Genomic DNA, 14,532 nt, shown 5'->3' on the forward strand with positions numbered 1-14,532 from the left:
GTGACGACCCCGCAACCGAGCCCACACCCGACCCCGGAGGCACCGCAGGTGGCGGTCCGCGGAGAGGCCCGACTCGACGTCGATCCGGAAGTCGCCCGCCTCGCGGTGACGGTCAGCGCCCGCGGCACGGACCGGGCGGCGACCCTGTCCGACCTCACCCGGCGCAACGCGCTCGCCCTGGACCTCGTGAAGTCCTACGGCGACGCCGTCGAGAAGCTGGAGACCGGCGCCTTCTCCATCACCCCCGAGCCGGGCAGGCACGGCCGCGGCGAACGGATCCGCGCATATCAGGGCCGCGTCCATCTCACCGTGGAGCTGGCCGACTTCACCGCACTCGGCGAGCTCACCACCCGACTGGCCGACCTCGAACTGACCCGCGTCGACGGCCCCTGGTGGGCCCTGCGCCCCGACTCCCCGGCCTACGCGGAGGCCCGCCGTACCGCGGTGGGGGAAGCGGTCCAGCGTGCCCGCGCGTACGCGGCGGCCCTCGGCACCTCGCTCGCGGCCCTCCTGGAGCTCTCGGACACGGGCCTCGTCCCGCCCCCGGCGGCGATGGGAGGCATGCGCATGGCCTTCGCCGCGGACGCCTCCGACGCGCCCCCGCCGCTCGACCTCGAACCCCAGCGCCAGACGGTCACGGCGGAGGTGACCGCCCGCTTCACGATGGCCCCTCCCGCCCTCTAGAACCGCCCCCGAAACGCTCATCGGAGCACCCGCCCGCACAGATTCAAGACTTGTCAATAACCTTTCACGCAAAGGTTGTTGAACAGACATGCCCGGCCCCTCAACTACCCGCCGGTAAGCCCTAGGGTCGAACCATGCGCCGAGCGAAAATCGTTTGTACCCTGGGGCCCGCCACCGACACATACGACCAGATCAAGGCCTTGGTCGAAGCCGGTATGGACGTCGCCCGATTCAACCTCAGCCACGGCTCCTACGCCGAACACGAGGAGCGCTACCAGCGCGTACGCAAAGCCTCCGACGAGACCGGCCGCAGCATCGGAGTCCTCGCCGACCTTCAAGGTCCGAAGATTCGCCTGGGCCGCTTCCGTGAAGGTCCCGTACTCCTTGAACGCGGCGACGACTTCACCATCACCGTCGAGCCGATGGAGGGCGACCGCCACATCTGCGGCACCACCTACGACGGGCTCGCCGCCGACGTCACCGCGGGAGAGCGCATCCTCGTCGACGACGGCCGCGTCACCCTCGAAGTCACCTCCGTCGACGGCCCCCGCGTCCACACCCGGGTGGTCGAAGGCGGCATGATCTCCGACAACAAGGGGCTCAACCTGCCCGGAGTCGCCGTCTCGGTCCCCGCCCTCTCCGAGAAGGACATCGACGACCTCCGCTGGGCGCTGCGCACCGGAGCGGACATCATCGCCCTCTCCTTCGTCCGCAGCGGCCGCGACATCGAGGACGTCCACCGCATCATGGACGAGGAGGGCCGCCGCCTCCCCGTCATCGCCAAGATCGAGAAGCCCCAGGCCGTCGAGAACATCGACGACATCGTCGCCGCCTTCGACGGCATCATGGTCGCCCGCGGCGACCTCGGCGTCGAGATGCCCCTCGAACAGGTTCCGATCGTCCAGAAGCGCGCCATCAAGCTCGCCAAGCGCAACGCCAAGCCGGTCATCGTCGCCACCCAGATGCTCGACTCGATGATCGACAACTCCCGGCCGACCCGCGCCGAGGCCAGCGACGTGGCGAACGCCGTCCTCGACGGCACCGACGCCGTGATGCTCTCCGGCGAGACCAGCGTCGGCAAGCACCCCATCGAGACCGTCCGCACCATGGGCCGCATCGTCGAGGCGGCGGAGGAGGACGTACTCGCCAAGGGCCTGCCGCCGCTGACCGAGCGGAACAAGCCCCGTACCCAGGGCGGAGCCGTCGCCCGCGCCGCCGCCGAGATGGGCGACTTCCTCGGCGCCAAGTTCCTCGTCGCCTTCACCCAGTCCGGCGACACCGTCAAGCGCCTCTCCCGCTACCGCTCACCCATCCCGCTGCTCGCCTTCACTCCCGACCCGGCCACCCGCTCCCAGCTCAACCTCACCTGGGGCGTCGAGACCTTCCTCGGCCCGCACGTCGACTCCACCGACGCCATGGTCGCCCAGGTCGACGAGGAGCTCCTGCGCATCGGCCGCTGCCGGAAGGGCGACATCGTCGTCATCACCGCCGGCTCCCCGCCCGGTGTCCCCGGCTCCACCAACCTCGTCCGTGTCCACCACATCGGCGAGGACGACAGCCCGAAGGAGTGACCACGGCGGCCCCGTCGCGAGCCGACCCCCGTGTCGTACCGCGAAGGTGACGCCATGTCACACCACCTCAGCGGACCCCATCTGCGCTCCCCGATGGACGACGCCCGCCTGGACCTGACCGACCTCTTCGCCTTCACCGTTCCCGGCGGGCGCACCGTTCTCATCATGAACGTCAACCCGATCGCGCCCACCGGGGGCACCGCGTTCCACCCCGACGCGGTCTACCGCGTCAACGTCGACACCGACGGCGACAACCAGGCCGACATCGCCTTCAGCTTCACCTTCTCCGACCCCGCCGAGGACGGCGAGCAGACCCTCGCCCTCCACCGCGCCACGGGCGTCGAGGCCCGCGCCCACGAGGCCGCCGGAACGCCCCTCTTCACCGACGTCCCCGTCTCCTTCGGCCGCGAACTGTCCGTCACCGAGGCCGACGGCTACAAGGTCTCCGCCGGACTGCGCAGCGACCCCTTCTTCGCCGACCTCGACGGCATCGTCGCCGACTTCACCTGGACCGGCACCGACTGGGGCGCCGACAAGAACGTCTTCGGCATCGCCCTCGAAGTGCCCGACGCGGCGCTCGGCGACGACCCCCGGATCGGCGTCTGGGCCCGCGTCAGCCTCCACGTCGACGGCGAGCTGAAGTCCGTCGACCGCGGGGCACACCCCTCCCTCACCGCGTATCTCAACGCGGAGGACGCCAAGGACGCCTACAACGCCGGGGAGCCGGCCGAAGACTGGGCGACCTACGCGGAACCCTGGAAGGCGGCACTCGCCCACATCGGGGGCTACACGCCGGAGACCGCGGAGGAGGCGCTGCGCACGGTCCTCCCGGACGTCCTGCGCTACGACCGCGCCAAGCCCGCCGCCTACCCCAACGGGCGCACGCTCACGGACGACGTCACCTCGGCCCGGCTCGCGATGATCTCCAACGGCAAGGTCACCTCGGACCACATCGGCCCCCACAAGGACCTGCTGCCGCACTTCCCCTACCTGGGAACGCCCCACTGAGGCCCTCGGTGTCCGCCGTGCGTGATCACCGGGTCGGCCCAAGATCGCCGACGGAAAGTTCGAACCTTTAAATCGAAGGTAGAGTGCCCCGGGTGGGATTCGAACCCACGCTGGATGGTGTTTGAGACCACTGCCTCTACCGCTGGGCTACCGGGGCATCCTTCAGAACGAAGATCGGCGGTCACCCGCCGTGCCCCCACCTTACAGGAGGTGGGTAGGCTCTTGGGGAGCTGTATCCGCCTTGGAAGAGGCCTTGAACGAGGAGCCCCCGTGACCGCCCCCGAGTCGCCCCAGCCCGCCGACGACGCCGACGTGTCGCACGTCCCGCCGTTGACGACCCGCGTCGTCATCGCCGAGGACGAGGCGCTCATCCGCCTCGACCTCAAAGAGATGCTCGAAGAAGAGGGCTACTCGGTCGTCGGCGAGGCCGGCGACGGCGCCCGGGCCGTGGAGCTCGCCCGGGAGCACCGCCCCGACCTCGTGATCCTGGACGTCAAGATGCCCGTCCTCGACGGCATCTCCGCCGCCGAGAAGATCGCCGGGGAGTCCATCGCGCCCGTCCTGATGCTCACCGCCTTCTCGCAGCGCGACCTCGTCGAGCGGGCCCGGGACGCCGGCGCCATGGCGTACCTGGTGAAGCCGTTCAGCAAGAGCGATGTCGTGCCGGCCATCGAGATGGCCGTGTCCCGGTTCGCCGAACTCCGCGCGCTGGAGAAGGAGGTCGCCGACCTCTCGCAGCGGCTCGAGACGCGCAAGCTGGTGGACCGGGCGAAGAGCATCCTGCAGACGCAGTACGGCCTCACCGAGCCCGCCGCGTTCCGGTGGATCCAGAAGACGTCGATGGACCGGCGCATGTCGATGCAGCAGGTCGCCGAGGCGGTCATCGAGGACGCCGAGGAGAAGAAGGCGGCCAAGGGCCAGCAGTGACGCCGTAGCCGTACGAGAAGGAGGCCCGCCCCACAACGCTGTGGGGCGGGCCTCCTCGTCTCTCGGGTACCGGCGGCTCAGTCCTCGCCGAGGTACGCCTTGCGCACGGACTCGTCGTGGAGGAGGTCCCGGCCGCTTCCGGACAGGACGACCTTGCCGATCTCCATGACGTGGCCGTGGTCGGCCAGGGCGAGAGCGGCCTGGGCGTTCTGCTCGACGAGCAGGATGGTGGTGCCCTGGGCCTTGAGCTCGGCGATGGTCGCCATGATCTTCTGCATCATGATCGGGGAGAGACCCATGGAGGGCTCGTCGAGCATGAGCAGCTTGGGCTGGGACATCAGGGCCCGGCCCATGGCGAGCATCTGCTGCTCGCCGCCGGAGAGGGTGCCCGCGGCCTGCTTGCGCCGCTCCCCGAGGATCGGGAAGAGGTCGTAGGCGCGCTGGACGTCCTTGGTGATGCCCGCGGTGTCCTTCCGGAGGAAGGCGCCGAGGAGGAGGTTCTCCTCGATCGACATCCGGGGGAAGATGTGGCGGCCTTCGGGGGAGTGGGCGAGTCCGAGGGAGACGATCTTGTGTGCGGGCGTCTTCCGGAGGGACTTGCCCTCGAACTTGATCTGGCCGCCGACGGGCTTGAGGAGTCCCGAGAGGGTGCGCAGCGTGGTCGTCTTGCCGGCGCCGTTGGTGCCGATCAGGGTGACGACCTCGCCGGCCTCGACGGAGAACGAGATGCCCTTGACGGCCTCGATCTTGCCGTAGGCGACGCGCAGGTCCTCGACTTCGAGCAGTGCGGTCATGCGTCGTTCTCCTTGCCCGAACCGGGGGCCTTCGGGGTGTCCTCGGCCGCGGTCTCTGTGCTGTCCGTGGCGGCCTCGGAGGCCTCGTCGGCGTCGGAGGCCTCGTCGGCGTCGGCGTCGGCGGGCTCGGGGTCGGCGTCCGTGTCGGTCGCCTCCTCCGCGCTCGCCTCGTCCGCGGCGGCCTCCTCCGCGGCGGCCTCCGCCGCCTCGACCTCGGCCACCTCTTCCTCGCCGGGCGCTCCCTCGAAGGGCTCGCCCAGGTAGGCCGCGATGACCCGCTCGTCGCTCTGGACGGTCTGGCTGTCGCCCTCCAGCAGCTTCTCGCCCTGGACGAGCACGGCGACCCGGTCGCAGAGGTTGAAGATGAAGCGCATGTCGTGCTCGATGACGAGCACGGCGACGCCCATGTCCCGGATGGCGAAGATGAGCTCTTCGGCGGCCCGGGTCTCCTGCGGGTTCATGCCGGCCGTGGGCTCGTCCAGGAGGATGAGGCCGGGGTCGCTCGCGAGCGCGCGGGCGATCTCGAGCTTGCGCTGCTCACCGTAGGGGAGGTTCTTCGCGAGGTGGTCGGCCTTGTGCTTGAGGCCGATGAACTCCAGGAGTTCGAGCGCGCGCGTCTCCGCCTCGTTCTCGGCCTTCTTGAAGCCGGGGAGGCGCAGCAGCGCGGACCAGAGGCCCTGCTTCATCCGGGTGTGGCGGCCGACCAGGACGTTCTCCAGGACGGTCATGTTGCTGAAGAGCCGGATGTTCTGGAAGGTACGCGCGATGCCGGCGTCCGTGACCTTGAAGGACTTCGGCGGCAGCACGTTGCCCTTGTAGCGGACTTCGCCCTCGGTGGGGATGTAGAGGCCGGTGAGGCAGTTGAAGAACGTGGTCTTGCCGGCGCCGTTGGGGCCGATGAGACCGACGATCTCTCCGCTGTTGACGGTGAGGTTCACGTCGCGGACGGCGGTCAGGCCACCGAAGCGCATCGTGACTCCGCGGGCGTCGAGCACGGGCTCGCGGTCCGGGACCGCCGGGGCGGCGTCCTTCGTCGTGGTGATGGTGGTCATGGTTCAGGCACCTGCCTTGGCGAGCGTGGCGGGCGCTTCGGCGTTCTCGTGGAACTCGAGCTGGTTGCGCCGGTTCGCGATGATGCCCTCGGGGCGGAACCGCATGAGGAGGATCAGCGCGAGTCCGAAGGCGAGCAGCTGGTAGTCGCCCATGAACTGAAGCTTGTTGGGGATCAGGAAGAGCAGAGCCGCGCCGACCAGGGGCCCGCTCATCGTGCCCATGCCGCCGAGGACGACGGCCGCGAGCAGGAAGGCGGAGTTGGGCGGGATGGGGCCGGCGAAGAGGTACTGCTCCGGCGTCACGGTGTAGGTGACGTGGGCCTGGACGGTACCGGCGACACCGGCGAGGGAGGCGCCGAGCGCGAAGGCGATGAGCTTGACGCGGAAGCCGTTGATGCCCATGGCGAGCGCGGCGGTCTCGTCCTCGCGGATGGCGACCCAGGCGCGGCCGATGCGGGAGTTGCCGCTCCGTCGGAAGACGAGGACGACGACCGCCATGATCAGCAGCATCAGGAAGAAGTAGTTGGCGAAGCGTCCGATGGTGAATCCGGCGATGGAGTGCTCCATGCCGAAGTCGAAACCGAAGATGTTGAGGTTCGGGATGGACGCGATGCCGTTGGAGCCGTTGGTGATGTCCGGGCCGGACGTGCCGTCCGTGTTCATCATGGTGATGCGGAAGATCTCACCGAAGCCGAGGGTCACGATGGCGAGGTAGTCGCCGCGCAGCCGCAGGGTCGGGGCGCCGATGAGGACGCCGAAGACCAGGGACGCACCGGCACCGACGAGCACGGCGGCCCAGAAGGGGAGGTGGATGCCGAGCGGGGAGGTCGGCGCGCCGGACACGAGCGCGGCCGCGTAGGCACCGACGCCGAGGAAGGCGACGTAACCGAGGTCGAGCAGACCGGCGAGGCCGACGACGATGTTGAGGCCGAGCGCCACCGTCGCGAAGATCAGGATGTACACGCCGATGGTGGCGTACTGGTCGTCGGTCTGGGTGAACGGGAACAGGGCCGCGGCGATGAAGGCGCCCGCGATCGTGAGGTTCTGGTGCTTCGACGTCAGCTGGGTGGCCTGCTGGATGAGGCCGGACTTGGTGAGCGCGGCGAAGCCGAAGCCGGCCGTGATCAGGAAGCCGATGAACGCCTCGTCGTACTCGGTGCCGATGCCGTAGGTGAAGACGCCGAGACCGGCGGCGAGGATGCCGGTGATGATGAGGATCTCGACGGCGGACGGCAGGGGGCGCACGGGGCGGGCCTGGCCCGAGGCGAAGGAGGCCTTGAAGGTCTGCAGACCGTTGGCGATCCGGTGCCGGAACTGCGACCAGCCGTCGTCCTCGGGGTCCACGGGGTGGAGTTCGGGACGCTCGAAGGGCAGGGCCAGCGCGCCGATCAGGGTGAGGAGGGTGGCGACACCGACAACGACGCCACCGGGCTCCAGGTTGATCGGGCCGCCGAGCTGGACGCTGATCGAGACGATCGTGTACCAGGCGGTGGCGAAGGCGGCGAGCGCGGAGAACTTGATCGCCGCGTCGGCGCCGGCCGGGGAGAGCCAGCGGGTGCCCTTGACTCCGTAGGAGGAGAGGCTGAACAGGACGGTGAGCAGGCCGGTCACGAGGACCTGCCACTGCAGACCGCCCGGGTAGCCGTAGACGGTGAGGTCGCCGGGGAAGGCGGCCGTCCAGGTCCACGAGAGGAAGCAGCTGACCACCGTGAGCGCGCCGCCGCCGAGGGCCAGGGCCCGGGCGGTGGAGACGGGCAGTGGGAGGAGACCGGTCGCCTTGGCGGGCGTGGGCTCGGGTGCGGCGGGGGCCGTCGTGTTCTCGGAAGTTGTGGTCATGGTGGTCACGCCCTGTCCGCGACGCGCTCGCCCAGCAGACCCTGGGGCCTGAGGAGGAGTACGACGATGAGGAGTACGAACGCCCAGACATCGGCCCAGGACTGGCCGCCGAGCTGCTGCATGCCGGGGATGTGGTTGATGTAGGCGGTGGCCATCGTCTCGGCGATGCCGAGGACGAGTCCGCCGATCATGGCGCCGTAGATGTTGCCGATGCCACCGAGGACGGCCGCGGTGAACGCCTTGAGGCCGAGGAGGAAGCCCATCTTGTAGTCGATCTGGCCGTACTTGAGGCCGTACGCGACGGCTCCGACGGCGGCGAACGAGGCGCCGAGCGCGAACGCGATCACGATGATGCGGTCGGTGTTGACGCCCATCAGGCGCGCGGTGTCCGGATCCTGGGCCGTGGCCTGCATGCCGCGTCCGATGCGGGTGCGCATGACGAAGAAGGCGAGGAAGGCCATGCAGATCGGGGCGGCGATGACGAGGAAGACGTCACCGGTGCCGATGGTGATCGGGCCGAGCTCGATCGGGCCGCCGGGGATCTGCGGGAAGGTACGGGCCGACTTGGCCTCCGGGTACCAGGCCCAGACGGCCTGCTGGAGGGCGAGCGAGAGGCCGATGGCCGTGATGAGCGGAGCGAGCTTGGGCCCGCCGCGGAGTGGCCGGTAGGCGAAGCGTTCGGCGCCGACGGCTATGGTCGTGGCGACCAGGATGGCGCCGATGATCATGAGGGGGAGCGCGATCCAGAGGCTGGTGCCTCCGGGGAGCATGAGCCAGACCGTCAGGGCCCCGAAGCCGCCGGTCATGAAGATCTCGCCATGGGCGAAGTTGATGAGCTGGACGATGCCGTAGACCATCGTGTAACCAACGGCGACCAGCCCGTACATGGATCCCAGTAGCAGGCCGTTGACCAGCTGCTGCGGCAGTTCGTTCACCGCATTGTCCTCCGAGACTTTCGACGGATGTGACACCGCGCGGGGCGCTTGGTGCAGCGCCCCGCGCGGCGAAGGTGGTGCTTGGTGGGGTGGTGCGGATCAGCCGCCGAAGGTGCCGGACTCGATCGGCTTGTGGGCGCCGTTCTCGACGCCGTACACGGTCAGCTGCTTGTTGGTGGTGTCACCGAACTCGTCGAAGGAGACCTTGCCGGTCACGCCCTCGAAGGAGATGGTCTGCATGGCCTCGACGATCTTGGCGCGGGCGTCGGAGGGCAGCTTGCCGCCGTTGGCGTCCGCGACCTTCTTGACGGCCTCGATGATGGCCCAGGTCGAGTCGTAGGAGTAGCCGCCGTACGCCTCGTACGCGTCCTTGTAGTTCTCGGCCTTGTAGTTGGCCAGGAACTCCTTGGCGGAGGGCAGCTGCTCGATCGGCGCGCCGACGGAGGTGGCGATGTCACCGTTGGCGGCGGCACCACCGAGCTTGATGTACTCGGCGCTGTAGAGGGCGTCGCCACCGACGACGACGACCTTGGCGCCGGCCTCCTTGATCTGCTTGGTCAGCGGGCCGCCGGCCGGGTACTCGCCACCGTAGTAGACGACGTCGGCGCCGGAGCTCTTGACCTTCGTCGCGACGGCGCTGAAGTCCTTGGTGTCGGGGTTGACGTGGTCGGTGCCGACGACCTTGCCGCCGAGCTTCTCGAACTCGCCCTTGAAGGTGGCGGCGAGGCCGGCACCGTAGGTCTTCTTGTCGTCGATGATGAAGGCCTTGGTCTTCTTGGCCTTGTTGACGACGTACTGGGCGGCGAACGGGCCCTGGATGGCGTCGGTGGTGGCGGTGCGGAAGTAGGACTTGTAGGTCCGCTTCTTCTCACCGGAGTTCCACGTCGGGCCCTGGCTGAGCGCCGGGTTGGTGTTGGCCGGGGAGACCTGCACCAGGTTCGCGTCCTCGAAGACCTTCTGCATCGACTCGGCGACGGAGGAGTTCAGCGGACCGACGACGCCGAGCACCTGCTTGTCGGCGACCAGCTTGGTGGCGTTCTGCTGGCCGGAGGACGGCTGGGCCTGGTCGTCGAGGGACTCGAGCTTGAAGGTGACGCCCTTGACGTACTCCTTCTTGTTGGCCTGCTTGACCGCGAGGTCGGCCGAGTTCTTGATGCCGAGACCCAGCGCGGAGAGGTCGCCGGTCAGCGGCGCGTCGAGGCCGATGACGACGGTCGTGTTGCCGCCGCCGGCGGCGTCGCCGCCCTTGTCGTCGCGCGAACCGCAGGCGGTGAGGGTGAGTGCTCCCGCGGTGATCGCGGTGGTGAGGATGAGCAAGGAACGGTGTCGCACGATGAATCCTTTCCCTGGCGCGGCCCCCTCGAGCTGAGGCGGTGCCGTGAAGCATGGAGCTGGAGGTGCCGTTTGTGAATGCCGGGCCGTACTGGGGATGACTGAGTGATGGTGCTGGGTCGTGCAGTGGACGCGCCCGGCGGCGCGGTGACTGGCGGTGACTCTAAGCGCAGGTGGAGGAGGTGGGGAGCGGCGAGGTCAGGATGTGACTGTCTTGTTATCGCCTGGGGGAGAGGAGGTGGACAGGGGGTGGGCAAATTTGGGCAAATGGGTCTGCAACATGGTGTTCACATAGTGAGAACGCCCAGTTCCGCTAAGGGGCTTGAGCGGAACTTGCTCCTGTCGGACCGTTTCTGACGCTCTCCGGATATCGGACACTCGCCCGGACGTCAGCGGACGGACCCCTGGAATCGGCCGCTCCCCTCGATGACTGGACGAAGGTCACGGAGTGTTACACGTGGGGGTGGCGGAAGCGGGGTTGCGGAGGGGGCTGCGGAGGCGGCTTCCCGTGCTCCGGAGGGCCGGTCGCGCCTTGCCCATGCGTGTCCCTCGGGTGCTTCGTTCGCCCCGGTACGCGACGAGGTCGGTGCGGATGTCCACCGCCGGGCCGGACCGTTCCCGCGGCGGCGCCGGCACCGCTCGGGGGGCCGGAGCGTACGGCGGGAATCTCAGGCGCGGGGGTGCTGGAGGATCGCGGTGCCGGAGTACAACAGGCCGACTGATTAAGGTAGTTGGGCGATCGGTGCCGGGGCTTGGTGTGCGCCCCGTGGCGATGGTCGGGGTGGCGATCCCGGTGGTGAACTGCGCGAATCGCTCGGGCGGGCAGCGCCGTTGGCGCACGGCGGCCCGGGGGAGGGGTGCGGTGGGCGTGGTGCTGCCGTGCGTGGCGCGGGGCTCGGCCTCTTCGAGCGCGGTGGTGGCGCTGTCGGACCGGCGGCGCCGGTGTCCGGGAGTCGGAACCCCGCACGGTCCGCCGGGGCGACCGGTCGTCGGGTCCGCGTTCGGAAGACGACGCTCCGCGTCCGGGGGCCGGTGTTCCGGGGCCTGGCGCACCGCACCGGCGACCGTGCCCGGAAGGAGGGGCTTCGCTCCCTCGGGGGCGGTGGCCAGGGCCCCGGGCCGGAGTCCTACGGGCTTCCGCGGTGGTGACTCCCGGTGACCGCGGAGCCTTGATCGCCCCCACGTGGCGCGCCCCCCCCACGCGGCGCGGCCCGGGACGGTGGTGACCGTCCCGGGCCGCGTAGTGATGAGGGGTGAGGGATGCCCGCTCAGGTGGGTGCTGCTGGTCGGCGGGCTGGGCTGGGCCGGGCCTCAGGCGCCGGAGCCGCTCCCGCCCGCGTTCGGGATGTTGTCGGCGTCCTTGGGCGAGACCTCGCGCAGCAGGCACGTCAGCCGGGCAGTGCAGACCCGCTTGTCCTGCTCGTCGGTGATCACGATCTCGTACGTGGCGGTGGAGCGCCCACGGTGCACCGGGGTCGCGACACCCGTCACGAGACCGCTGCGGACCCCGCGGTGGTGTGTGCAGTTCAGGTCCACGCCCACCGCGATCTTGGAGACGCCGCCGTGCAGCATGGAGCCGATCGAGCCCAGGGTCTCGGCGAGGACGGCGGAGGCGCCGCCGTGCAGCAGACCGTACGGCTGGGTGTTGCCCTCCACCGGCATCGTGCCGACGACCTTCTCCGCGGAGGCCTCGACGATCTGCACGCCCATGCGGTTGCCGAGGTGCCCGGCCGAGAAGAGGGCGGGAAGGTCGACGCCGAGCGCGGCGTACTCGTCGATGACCTCCTGCGGGAACTTCACGTGATGCTGCTCGCCCATCGGCCCGGCTCCGTTCGTCTTCGTACGTCGTCAATGAACACGTGCCTGAGCAAACGCTTAGGCGTGCCGTGATTGTTCCAGACGGCTCCCCGGCACGGTCCAGCCCCCTGCGAAGGAGGGGCCGCCCTTCGGTCAGCCCGCCGTCCCCGCCGGGACCAGCCGTACGATCACGGACTTGCTGGCGGGGGTGTTGCTGATGTCCGCCGTGGACTCCAGCGGCACCAGGACGTTCGTCTCCGGGTAGTACGCGGCCGCGCAGCCCCGGGCCGTCGGGTAGTGCACGACCCGGAAACCGGGCGCGCGCCGCTCGCTGCCGTCCGTCCACTCGCTGACCAGATCCGTGTACGCCCCGTCCGCCAGACCCAGGGCCGCCGCGTCCTCCGGGTGGACCAGGACGACCCGGCGGCCGCCCTTGATCCCGCGGTAGCGGTCGTCCAGGCCGTAGATGGTGGTGTTGTACTGGTCGTGCGAGCGCAGGGTCTGGAGGAGCAGCCGGCCCTCCGGCACCTTCGGGTACTCGACGGGAGCGGCCGTGAAGTTGGCCTTGCCGGTGGCCGTGGGGAAGCGGCGCTCGTCGCGCGGGGCGTGCGGGAGCGCGAAGCCGCCCGGATCGGCGGCCAGGCGGGCGTTGAAGTTCTCGAAGCCGGGCACCACGCGCGCGATGCGGTCGCGGATCGTGGCGTAGTCCTTCTCGAACTCCTCCCAGGGCGTGGCCGAGCCGGCGCCGAGGACGGCCCGGGCCATCCGGGCCACGATCGCAGGCTCGGAGAGCAGGTGCGGGCTCGCGGGCGGCAGGTTGCCGCGCGAGGTGTGCACCAGGCCCATCGAGTCCTCGACGGTCACGAACTGCTTGCCCCCGGCCTGGACGTCCTTGTCGGTGCGGCCGAGCGTGGGGAGGATCAGCGCGCGCGTGCCCGTGACCGCGTGCGAACGGTTCAGCTTCGTCGAGACATGGACCGTCAGCCGCGCACGGCGCATCGCCGCCTCGGTGACCTCGGTGTCCGGGGTGGCCCCGACGAAGTTGCCGCCCATGGCGAAGAAGACCTTCGCCTCGCCGTCGCGGAGCGCCTGGATCGAGCGGACCACGTCGAAGCCGTGATGGCGCGGCGAGACGATCCCGAACTCCTTGTCCAGAGCGTCGAGGAACGCGGGCGCGGGCCGCTCGAAGATGCCCATCGTGCGGTCGCCCTGCACATTGGAGTGGCCGCGGACGGGGCAGACACCGGCACCGGGGCGGCCGATGTTGCCACGCAGCAGCAGGAAGTTGACCACTTCGCGGATGGTCGGCACGGAGTGCTTGTGCTGGGTGAGGCCCATGGCCCAGCAGACGATGGTCCGCTCCGAGGCGAGAACCATCTCCAGAGCCCGCTCGATCTCGGCCCGGTCAAGGCCCGTCGCGGCCAGGGTCTCGTCCCAGTCCGCGGCGCGCGCGGCCGCGGCGAACTCCTCGTACCCGTGCGTGTGCGCCCCGACGAACTCCGTGTCGACCGCGCCGTCCGTCTCCAGGATCAGCTGGTTCAGCAGCCGGAAGAGAGCCTGGTCGCCGCCGATGCGGATCTGGAGGAAGAGGTCGTTGAGGGCGACGCCCCGGAACATGCCGGTCGGGGTCTGCGGGTTCTTGAACTTCTCCAGACCGGCCTCGGGCAGCGGATTCACCGAGATGATCTTGGCGCCGGCCGCCTTCGCCTTCTCCAGGGCGGAGAGCATCCGGGGGTGGTTCGTGCCCGGGTTCTGTCCGGCGACGACGATCAGGTCGGCCTGGTGCAGGTCCTCGAGGGAGACGCTGCCCTTGCCGATCCCGATGGTCTCGTTGAGCGCCGAGCCGGAGGACTCGTGGCACATGTTGGAACAGTCCGGCAGGTTGTTCGTACCGAACTCGCGGGCGAAGAGCTGGAGCAGGAACGCGGCCTCGTTGCTGGTCCGCCCCGAGGTGTAGAAGAGCGCCTCGTCGGGAGAGGAGAGGGCAGTCAGCTCCTCGGCGATGATCGAGAACGCCCGCTCCCAGCTCACCGGCTCGTACCGCTCGGCGCCCTCCGGCTGGGCCCCTCCGCTTTCCAGCAGCATGGGCTGCGTGATCCGGCCCTGCTGTCCCAGCCAGTACCCACTGCGGTTCGCGAGGTCCGCCACGGGGTGCTCGGCGAAGAACTCCGGGGTCACGCGGCGCAGCGTCGCCTCCTCGGCGACCGCCTTCGCCCCGTTCTCGCAGAACTCCGCCACATGCCGCTTGTCGCCCTCCGGCCAGGCACAGCCGGGACAGTCGAAGCCGTCCTTCTGGTTGACCTTCAGCAGGGTCCGCGCGCTGCGCGCCACACCCATCTGCGCCTGGGCGATCCTGAGGGTGTGCGCGACGGCGGGCAGGCCGGCAGCGGCGTGCTGCGGCGGCGCGACCTGCGGTGCGTCCTGGACCGGGTCGCCGGCGGGGGGCTTGCTGACCATCGCGCTCTCCCTTGAGCGGTCATCCTGTGTCGTACGTCTCCGATCCTGTCACGGGGCCCGGACAGCGCGGTGCCCGGACCGGGAGTGGACGGGATTGTCAGTGGTCCGTGGCAGGATCGTGTACGTGGCCGAGACAGCA

The 14,532-nt window shown here is 69.7% G+C and carries 11 protein-coding genes and 1 tRNA gene; 4 read left to right on the forward strand and 8 right to left on the reverse strand.

What is annotated here, in order from left to right:
- The 3 genes from ACZ3OF_RS08555 to ACZ3OF_RS08565 all read left to right on the forward strand — a co-directional run bounded on the left by ACZ3OF_RS08555 (nucleotide 1) and on the right by ACZ3OF_RS08565 (nucleotide 3,263).
- A complete protein-coding gene (locus ACZ3OF_RS08555) occupies nucleotides 1-684 on the forward strand; it encodes an SIMPL domain-containing protein (protein WP_361669255.1) in 684 nt (227 codons plus the stop codon).
- Between the two features lie 134 nt (nucleotides 685-818).
- A complete protein-coding gene (pyk, locus tag ACZ3OF_RS08560) occupies nucleotides 819-2,255 on the forward strand; it encodes a pyruvate kinase (RefSeq protein WP_361669252.1) in 1,437 nt (478 codons plus the stop codon).
- Between the two features lie 54 nt (nucleotides 2,256-2,309).
- Nucleotides 2,310-3,263, forward strand: coding sequence for a DUF4331 family protein (locus ACZ3OF_RS08565; RefSeq protein WP_361669249.1), 954 nt, complete (start codon nucleotides 2,310-2,312; stop codon nucleotides 3,261-3,263).
- Nucleotides 3,264-3,347: 84 nt separating this feature from the next.
- Here ACZ3OF_RS08565 and ACZ3OF_RS08570 read toward each other — a convergent pair.
- Nucleotides 3,348-3,420, reverse strand: a tRNA-Leu gene (locus ACZ3OF_RS08570).
- A 113-nt stretch (nucleotides 3,421-3,533) separates the two neighbouring features.
- Here ACZ3OF_RS08570 and ACZ3OF_RS08575 point away from each other — a divergent pair.
- Nucleotides 3,534-4,190: an ANTAR domain-containing response regulator gene (locus tag ACZ3OF_RS08575; RefSeq protein WP_361432797.1), complete on the forward strand. Its 657-nt coding sequence runs from the start codon at nucleotides 3,534-3,536 to the stop codon at nucleotides 4,188-4,190.
- A 77-nt stretch (nucleotides 4,191-4,267) separates the two neighbouring features.
- Here the strand turns inward: ACZ3OF_RS08575 and ACZ3OF_RS08580 are convergent, their stop codons facing one another.
- The 7 genes from ACZ3OF_RS08580 to ACZ3OF_RS08610 all read right to left on the reverse strand — a co-directional run bounded on the left by ACZ3OF_RS08580 (nucleotide 4,268) and on the right by ACZ3OF_RS08610 (nucleotide 14,393).
- Entirely contained in the window at nucleotides 4,268-4,984 is a 717-nt protein-coding gene (locus ACZ3OF_RS08580; RefSeq protein WP_361669247.1) for an ABC transporter ATP-binding protein, read from the reverse strand.
- Nucleotides 4,981-6,036 carry an ABC transporter ATP-binding protein gene (locus ACZ3OF_RS08585; RefSeq protein ID WP_467303541.1) on the reverse strand — a complete coding sequence of 352 codons (1,056 nt, stop codon included), beginning with the start codon at nucleotides 6,034-6,036 and terminating at the stop codon, nucleotides 4,981-4,983. The genes ACZ3OF_RS08580 and ACZ3OF_RS08585 overlap by 4 nt, the downstream gene beginning before the upstream one ends.
- 3 nt (nucleotides 6,037-6,039) lie before the next feature.
- Nucleotides 6,040-7,881, reverse strand: coding sequence for a branched-chain amino acid ABC transporter permease (locus ACZ3OF_RS08590; RefSeq protein ID WP_467303542.1), 1,842 nt, complete (start codon nucleotides 7,879-7,881; stop codon nucleotides 6,040-6,042).
- Nucleotides 7,878-8,807 (reverse strand): branched-chain amino acid ABC transporter permease, encoded by a 930-nt coding sequence (locus ACZ3OF_RS08595; protein ID WP_361592884.1) that lies wholly within the window; start codon nucleotides 8,805-8,807, stop codon nucleotides 7,878-7,880. The genes ACZ3OF_RS08590 and ACZ3OF_RS08595 overlap by 4 nt, the downstream gene beginning before the upstream one ends.
- 99 nt (nucleotides 8,808-8,906) lie before the next feature.
- Nucleotides 8,907-10,139: a branched-chain amino acid ABC transporter substrate-binding protein gene (locus ACZ3OF_RS08600; protein WP_361669239.1), complete on the reverse strand. Its 1,233-nt coding sequence runs from the start codon at nucleotides 10,137-10,139 to the stop codon at nucleotides 8,907-8,909.
- A gap of 1,311 nt (nucleotides 10,140-11,450) precedes the next feature.
- Nucleotides 11,451-11,957: a PaaI family thioesterase gene (locus ACZ3OF_RS08605; protein ID WP_361669236.1), complete on the reverse strand. Its 507-nt coding sequence runs from the start codon at nucleotides 11,955-11,957 to the stop codon at nucleotides 11,451-11,453.
- A gap of 132 nt (nucleotides 11,958-12,089) precedes the next feature.
- Nucleotides 12,090-14,393 carry an FdhF/YdeP family oxidoreductase gene (locus ACZ3OF_RS08610; protein ID WP_467303545.1) on the reverse strand — a complete coding sequence of 768 codons (2,304 nt, stop codon included), beginning with the start codon at nucleotides 14,391-14,393 and terminating at the stop codon, nucleotides 12,090-12,092.
- Nucleotides 14,394-14,532: the final 139 nt, after the last annotated feature.

The sequence above is a fragment of the Streptomyces sp. NPDC022552 genome, from assembly GCF_055561875.1.

What these genes read in the sequence shown, in the direction of transcription:
- ACZ3OF_RS08580 (WP_361669247.1), bottom strand. Translation starts at nt 4,984, where the DNA reads ATGACCGCACTGCTCGAAGTCGAGGACCTGCGCGTCGCCTACGGCAAG.
- pyk (WP_361669252.1), top strand. Translation starts at nt 819, where the DNA reads ATGCGCCGAGCGAAAATCGTTTGTACCCTGGGGCCCGCCACCGACACA.
- ACZ3OF_RS08565 (WP_361669249.1), top strand. Translation starts at nt 2,310, where the DNA reads ATGTCACACCACCTCAGCGGACCCCATCTGCGCTCCCCGATGGACGAC.
- ACZ3OF_RS08605 (WP_361669236.1), bottom strand. Translation starts at nt 11,957, where the DNA reads ATGGGCGAGCAGCATCACGTGAAGTTCCCGCAGGAGGTCATCGACGAG.
- ACZ3OF_RS08585 (WP_467303541.1), bottom strand. Translation starts at nt 6,036, where the DNA reads ATGACCACCATCACCACGACGAAGGACGCCGCCCCGGCGGTCCCGGAC.
- ACZ3OF_RS08610 (WP_467303545.1), bottom strand. Translation starts at nt 14,393, where the DNA reads ATGGTCAGCAAGCCCCCCGCCGGCGACCCGGTCCAGGACGCACCGCAG.